The organism is Streptomyces sp. 150FB (genome assembly GCF_000818195.1).
In the GTDB taxonomy this organism is placed as follows: Bacteria; Actinomycetota; Actinomycetes; order Streptomycetales; family Streptomycetaceae; genus Streptomyces.
The window spans coordinates 3513245-3519932 of the sequence record NZ_JTHL01000001.1 but is presented as its reverse complement, the minus strand read 5'-3'; the positions used below and the strand labels follow the sequence as shown (position 1 = coordinate 3519932).

The following is a 6688-nucleotide window of genomic DNA, read 5'->3' as shown; positions in this document are numbered from 1 at the left end:
GGGCTGCCGGCGCCGAGGCGCGACTCGCTCGTCAGTCGCCGAGGGCCTCCGCCATGCGGTCGAGGTCGGCGAGGAGCGCGGCCAGGCGCCGTGGCGGTACGGCGTCGATCATCTGCCGTTCGATGGCGTAGACGGCTGAGCGGGCCGCGTGGAGGCGGCCCCGGCCGTCCTCGGTGAGGTGGGCGGGGAGAGCGCGGCCGTGGTCGGTGGTGGCCGGCCGGGAGATCAGCCCCGCCTCCTGGAGGCCATGAAGGACGACGTTCATGGACTGCCGGGTGACGAAGGTGCCACGGGCGAGTTCCGCGTTGGACAGGCCCGGCCGCTCGTCGAGGAGTTCCAGGCAGGAGTACTGCGGCACGGTCAGGCCGTGCTCGCGCAGTGCCCTGTCCATGGCGCCGCGCAGCGCGGACGCGGCGCGTTTGAGGCGGTATCCCACGTGTTCGGTGACGTCCTGGGCGGGGTGGGGCGGTTCCACGGGTTTCCGATCTTCCATGTCAGGATTTTGACATGCCCAACCGCCCCGCGTACAGTTTCTTATGTCAAAGTCCTGACATTGAGAACCGGGAGAACCCATGACCCCCACCGTCGACGGTCCTGACTTCATCGCGCTACAGGTGCGCGATGTCGAGGCTGCGGCCGCCTTTTACGAGAAGCACCTCGGCCTCCGCCGAGCGCCGGCCTCCCCGCCGGGCGCGGTGGTGTTCGCCACCGAGCCGGTCCCGTTCGCGGTCCGCGAGCCGCTGCCGGGGGTGGATCTCGACGGCGCGGCCCGGCCCGGTCTCGGGGTGGCGCTGTGGTTCCGTACCGCCGACGCCCAGGGGCTGCACGACCAGCTCGCCGCCGCCGGGGTGCTTATCGCGGACCCGCCGCGGGAGAGCCCCTTCGGCCGTATGTTCACCTTCATCGGCCCCGAGGGCTACGCCATCACGGCGCACGGGGGCTGACCATGACCACGGTTGCCTCGGCTGCCTTCGCTCCGTCCGGCCCCTTCTCGCTCGCGGCGAGTGCCAGGTTCCTGGAGGACTTCACCCCCGCGAGCTACGACGAAGCGGCGGACGGGACGCTGCGGCTGGCTTTTCCCGCCGACGACGGCCACTCGACGGTGGCTGCCGCCGTGCGCCAGGAGGCGGCCTCCGGCGCCCGTACGGGCACGGTACGGGCCGAGTTCACCGTCCGCCCGGGCAGCGCCTCCGGTGACCAGCAGGCGGCCCCGGCGTCCGACAGCGCGGTCCGGGCGCAGCTCGCCCGCATCCTCTCCCTCGATGTCGACGGCAGCGGCTTTCCCGGACTCGCCGACGCCGATCCGGTGGTGGCCGGGCTGATGGCGGACTCTCCGGGGCTTCGGCCGGTGTGTTTCCACTCGCCCTACGAGGCGGCCGTGTGGTCGGTCATCGGCCGGCGCATCCGCATGACGCAGGCCGCCACCATCAAGGTCCGCTTTGCCGAGCGGTACGGAGAACGCCTCCAGATCGCGGACCGGACGCTGTACGCCTTCCCCACCCCGCCGGTGCTGAGCACGGTCACCCTCGCGCCCGGGCTCACCGGCCTGAAGCTCGAACAACTGCACGCGCTGGCCGAGGCGGCCACCGCCGGTGAACTCGACGCCGCGCGATTGCGCGCGATGCCGGCGGACGACGCTCTCGCGTCGCTGCGCACCCTTCCCGGCATCGGCCCCTTCTCCGCCGAACTCATCCTCATCCGGGGCGCCGGACACCCCGACGTCTTCCCGCTCCACGAACGGCGGCTGCACGCGTCCATGGCCGACGCGTACGGCCTCGGCGAGAGCGACTCCGGGGACATGCGCCGACTGACGGAGATCGCCGACCGCTGGAAGCCCTACCGCAGTTGGGTCGGGCTCCTGCTTCGCGTCCGCGCCGAACAGAAGGCCCAGACGGACTGAGGCCCGCGAAGGACCGGCTGTTCGCCTGCCTGCCTGCCTGGTTGCTTACCTTCCCGCCTGTTCACCTGCCGGGCCGCCCGGGATCAGGACCGATCCCGGGCGGCCCGGTGAACGTGTGTCAGCGAACCCGCGCGCGGATCTCCATCGCGGCGCGGGCCGCGCGCTCCGACTCGTACATCTCGCACATGTGGCGACCGTCGGGCGTCGCTGTGTGCTCGACCTCCCACACGCTCGTCTCCGTGCCGTCGATGAGCAGGAACGCGTGCTCGTAGAGCATGAATCCGGCGTCCTTGCCCTCGACCTGGCACTGCCGGCCGAAGACCTGGGTGATGTGGTGGGCGAAAGCCGTACGCAGCAGCCGCGCGGTCTCCTCGCCCGGCCGGTCGGCGTTCTCCGCGCGGCGCAGCACGCGGCGGGCGTGGTCGGCCGAGTTGTCCGGGACATACATCCGGGTCTTGGGGAGCGGAGCCGGGGGCGCTGCCAGAAGGCTGCTGAAGAGGGTGAAGTCGCTCTCGATGTCGCTGCCGCGGCCGGCTTCCAGTTCGGACATCAGGCCGGCGGTGAGGTCGTCGAACGAAGGGCTCGGGAAGGGGCCCGCGAACGGACCCGACGGGCTGACGGGCGGTTGCGCCGCTAACCACGGCGCTCCGTACGCACCGCGCGCCTCGGGGGCGTCGAGAGGCTCGGAGAGGTCGAAGTGACCGGGAACGTCGAAGGGGCCGGAGATCTCCGAACCCGCGCCCAGGCGCGGCGCCTGAAGACCGTCGGGGTGGTACAGCCTGGACACGGCGAGCTGTGCCTCGGCCTCGTCCGCGTACAGCTCGTGCAGTTGTGCGCCGTCGCGGCCGGTGTTGTGCACCAGCTCCCACAGGGTGAGTGTGCCGCCGTCCGTGAACAGGTACGTGTGGCGGTACATCTCACGGTGCAGCCCCGCGCTGTGATGGGCGGAGCAGAGGGAACTGGCGTGCGCCAGCGCGGAATCGAGCCGCTCGACCAACGTGTCGGGCAGATCGAAGGAGTTGAGCGCCCGACCCAGGAGCCGCTTGGTGTGCGCCTCTGTTGTCTCGTACGGATCGTTCAAGATGGGTCTCCAGGCCGTCGCCACATGTCACTTGGTGATTGCATAACGTAGCCCCTAGGGGTGACATTGCGTCCCCGGTTCGAGAAAACGAATGGGGCGCGCGTGAAGTTTCCGTACGCCCCCCGGCCAACCAGGCTGCTCACACCGTCAGTCCCGCCCGTACAACTGCCGGTAGGAGGGAAACATTCCACCAGGTCCTTCCACAGTTTCGGCCGTATCGACGGCTCGGACGATTGCCCTGGTCAGAACATCGGCACCGGCCGCGAGGATCTCGTTGAGCGCGAGCGGACCCGCGTCGGCGAGGGCGTGTCGGCCGGTCGCCAGGGCGAAAACGCTGTCGCCGTCATTGAGCAGATGCACGGGACGGACGGCGCGCGCGATGCCGTCGTGCGCCGTACCCGCGAGCTTCTGCGCCTGGGCACGGGTGAGTTCGGCGTCGGTGGCGACCACGGCGAGCGTGGTGTTCAGCGGGAGTGGCGCGGCCTGCTCGCGCAACTCCCCGAGGCGCCGCCGCGCCGCCTCGTGGACCTCCGCCGCCGGGTACGCCGGACGCCCTTCGAGATACCGCCCGTACAGCACGCCCGTCAGCGGATCGACCACCGAACCCGCCGCGTTGGCCACCACCAGCGCGGCGACGGTGATACCTGACTCCAGGACGGCACTCGCCGTGCCGATACCGCCCTTGAGGAGTCCGACGACCGCCCCCGTCCCCGCCCCCACGCCGCCCTCGGCGACCGGCGCGCCCAACTCCGTACGGTCCGCCGCCTCCACGGCGGCGCGGCCCGTCGCCGCGTCCGGGCGCAGCCGCCAGTCGCCGCCCCGGCCCAGGTCGAAGATGCCGGCCGCCGGCACGACCGGCACGACCTGCGAAGGGTCGGGGCCCACCCGTACACCCCGTCCCCGCTCCTCCAGCCAGGCCATGACGCCGGAAGCCGAGTCAAGACCGAAGGCACTGCCGCCCGTCAGAACGACGGCCTCGACACGCTGGACCAGATTGCGCGGGTCGAGCGCGTCCGTCTCCTTGGTGGCCGGCCCGCCGCCGCGTACGTCCACGGCGGCGATCACGCCACCCACCGGGGCGAGCACGACTGTGGTGCCGGTGAGGGCCCGGTCGCCCGCCACCCGCGCGTGGCCCACCCGGAGACCCGACACATCGGTCAGTGCGTCATTCATCGCCATGGACCCCAACTCTGCCTCAGGTCGGGTGCGCGGGCGAGGAAGGTCGCCCGGCGAGTATCACCCCCACCGTCACCGTCGCGGCGGCGACCAGGCCGGCGGCGAGGACCGCCAAGGACCCCACGAACGTGCAGGCGGCTATCGCCGCCGCCGAGACCGGCAGGACGAGCTGCTGCGCCGTACCGGTCTTGAAGTGGCGTGCGTGCAGCAGCCATACGGTGAGCAGGAAGAGCGCGGCGGGGACGGTCACGGCGGCCGAAGCGGCGACGGTCGAGATGTGCGCGTGCTCCACCGCGTGCTCCACCGCGACCTCAAGACCCGCGCCGATCGCGGCGGCCGACGCGAAGATCACGAAGTGGCCGTAACCCCAGGGAATGGCCTGCCGGTTACCGGTCAGCCGCTGGTGCGCGGGTGCGGCGAAGTAGATCCACCAGGCGGCGAAAATGATGAGGATCCCGCCACCGGCGATGGGCAGCAACTCGCCGAGCGCCCGGTGCTCGTCGAGCGCCGACTTCACGGCGACGGTCGCCGCCGACATCGTCTCGCCCAGCACGATCAGCGTGAACAGGCCGTAGCGCTCCTCGATATGGTGCGGATGCCACGGCGTCTCCCCGACCCGCTCGGCGACGACGGGCACCAGCATCTCGGCCACGACCACGATCAGGAAGAGCCAGCGCTTCATGCCGTCCGGCGCCGCCAGCAAGGCCACCCAGGCACACTGGCAGATCACCAGACCTGTCGCGTACCGCACATTCGTACGCCGGGCCCCACTGCCCGCCTCCGCCGTCGCCGCCGCCCGCAGCCACTGAGCGGTCAGCGCCACCCGCATCACCAGATACCCGACGACAGCGACCGTCCAGTCGTTGTCGACGAAGGCGCGCTCCACGCCGGCGGCGTAGATCAGCACACCGCAGATCTGCACCAGGGTCGCGATCCGGTACGGCACGTCGTCACAGTCGTAGGCGGAGGCGAACCAGGAGAAATTCATCCAGGCCCACCACACCCCCCAGAAGACGAAGAGGTAACCGATGATTCCGGTGGCCGGATGTCCCCCGGCGAGCGCGTGGACGAGCTGAAGCCCGGCCTGGGCGACAGCGACCACAAAACACAGGTCGAAGAGGAGCTCCAGCGGCGTCGAGGCGCGGTGCTCCTCGCCGCGGCTGCGAGCGGTCATACGGCGCAGGGGACCGGCCCCTTCGGTCGTCGTCATGATCCCAGCACAGCACAACGGGTCGCGCGGACACCGCACGCCGGACGCCGGACGTACGCTGGGACCATGAGTACCGCCCCCGTCCCCGACGAGCAGCCCCGCCCGAATCCGGCGCTGATCTTCGACGACCCGCTGGACCAGCAGTCGTCGGACGACACGGACCGAGGCTGGGGAGAGCGGCCGGCCACCGGCGCCGACAGCGCCGCCGACCTCGCGCGCTTCCTCGACGAGAAGCCGCCCCACCACATCTGAGACGACCTCCCTGAGGACACCGAAGCCATGGGGACAAGGGGGATACGGCGGACGGGAGCTAGGGAGTCTCGCGCCCAGGGCCGCGCTGTCCGGTGATGCCGAGCTGTCCGGGGCCGCGCTGCGCCACCAGGGCGTCCCTGATCTCCTTCAGCACCTCCAGCTCGCTGACGTCCACGACCTCCCGCACTTCTTCCGTGACCGCCTGTTGCCTGGCCCGCCTGGCCAGGTACCTGGACATCGGCAGCACCATCAGGAAGTACACGACGGCCGCCGTGATCAGGAAGGTCAGGGTCGCGCTGAGCACCGATCCCCAGAGGATCTGAATGCCGTGGACCTTGCCACTGGCGTCCGTCGTGCAGGTGCTCTCGAAGCACGAGCTGTACTTGTCCAGGTCCTGCGTGCCGAAGGCGCCCACCACGGGATTGATGACGCCCTTGACGATCGCGTTCACGATGTTGGTGAAAGCGGCGCCGATGACGACTGCGACCGCGAGGTCGATCACATTGCCGCGCATCAGGAAGGCTTTGAAGCCCGCCAGCACGCTTTCCTTCTCCTTGCTCACAAGTGAGCCTTTCTTTACAGGTGCGATAGAGGTGGCAAACAGTCTCGCAACCTACATCGGTGCCTGTCACGGCGGTCCAATCCGCAGACGCCATCGGGTGACTTGGGGGTGAGTATGTGCGACTCAGCACCAGGACACCGCCAGTTGGGAGGTCGCGCTCGCCCCTGCCAGCGCGGTGGCTGTGGGGCGTGGCACGGACAGCACGATCAGTGCCCCGGAACCCGAAGAGACCTGACCTTCCCGGGGGATTGAGGCCACCCGGGCGCCTGGTGCGACGATCCGCGGCGCCTCCCCTTCTCTCTCGCCCACGCGCGAAGGGACGCTGGAGGACGCGGGGGAGGCGATGACATCGACCCGGTCGCCCGGGTGCAGGAGCCGGACGGTCGACGCGTCGGCGATCCGGACCGGGGCCGACACCATCACGACAGGATCGCGCCCCGGCGGCGCGGCCCCCGCCACGGCGGTCGCGGCGGCCCGGACCCGGGCATCGGTGTCCGACGCACCTGC

The 6688-nt window shown here is 70.6% G+C and carries 9 protein-coding genes; 3 read left to right on the top strand and 6 right to left on the bottom strand.

The window, feature by feature from the left end:
- Positions 1-31: 31 nt before the first annotated feature.
- Positions 32-493: a MarR family transcriptional regulator gene (locus QR77_RS14980; protein WP_040022254.1), complete on the bottom strand. Its 462-nt coding sequence runs from the start codon at positions 491-493 to the stop codon at positions 32-34.
- Positions 494-572: 79 nt separating this feature from the next.
- On the opposite strand from QR77_RS14980, the gene QR77_RS14975 reads away from it, so the two are divergent.
- Together QR77_RS14975 and QR77_RS14970 are read left to right on the top strand one after the other, a co-directional pair.
- Positions 573-944, top strand: coding sequence for a VOC family protein (locus QR77_RS14975; RefSeq protein WP_040022253.1), 372 nt, complete (start codon positions 573-575; stop codon positions 942-944).
- Positions 945-946: 2 nt separating this feature from the next.
- Positions 947-1900, top strand: a complete 954-nt coding sequence (locus QR77_RS14970; protein WP_040022252.1) for a DNA-3-methyladenine glycosylase — start codon at positions 947-949, stop codon at positions 1898-1900.
- 118 nt (positions 1901-2018) lie between these two features.
- Here the strand turns inward: QR77_RS14970 and QR77_RS14965 are convergent, their stop codons facing one another.
- From QR77_RS14965 to QR77_RS14955, 3 genes are all read right to left on the bottom strand, one after another.
- Positions 2019-2981, bottom strand: coding sequence for a DUF6227 family protein (locus tag QR77_RS14965; protein WP_040022251.1), 963 nt, complete (start codon positions 2979-2981; stop codon positions 2019-2021).
- A gap of 147 nt (positions 2982-3128) precedes the next feature.
- Complete coding sequence (locus QR77_RS14960) at positions 3129-4160, bottom strand: P1 family peptidase (RefSeq protein WP_040022250.1); 1032 nt, start codon at positions 4158-4160, stop codon at positions 3129-3131.
- Positions 4161-4176: 16 nt separating this feature from the next.
- Positions 4177-5367 (bottom strand): low temperature requirement protein A, encoded by a 1191-nt coding sequence (locus QR77_RS14955; protein ID WP_040022249.1) that lies wholly within the window; start codon positions 5365-5367, stop codon positions 4177-4179.
- A gap of 66 nt (positions 5368-5433) precedes the next feature.
- Here QR77_RS14955 and QR77_RS14950 point away from each other — a divergent pair, with 66 nt between their 5' ends.
- Positions 5434-5619 (top strand): hypothetical protein, encoded by a 186-nt coding sequence (locus QR77_RS14950; RefSeq protein ID WP_040022243.1) that lies wholly within the window; start codon positions 5434-5436, stop codon positions 5617-5619.
- A gap of 58 nt (positions 5620-5677) precedes the next feature.
- On the opposite strand, the gene mscL is transcribed toward QR77_RS14950, so the two are convergent.
- Positions 5678-6181 (bottom strand): large conductance mechanosensitive channel protein MscL, encoded by a 504-nt coding sequence (gene mscL / locus QR77_RS14945; RefSeq protein WP_052488758.1) that lies wholly within the window; start codon positions 6179-6181, stop codon positions 5678-5680.
- A gap of 123 nt (positions 6182-6304) precedes the next feature.
- The coding region (locus QR77_RS14940) for a hypothetical protein (RefSeq protein WP_052488757.1) at positions 6305-6688 on the bottom strand (384 nt) is incomplete at its 5' end.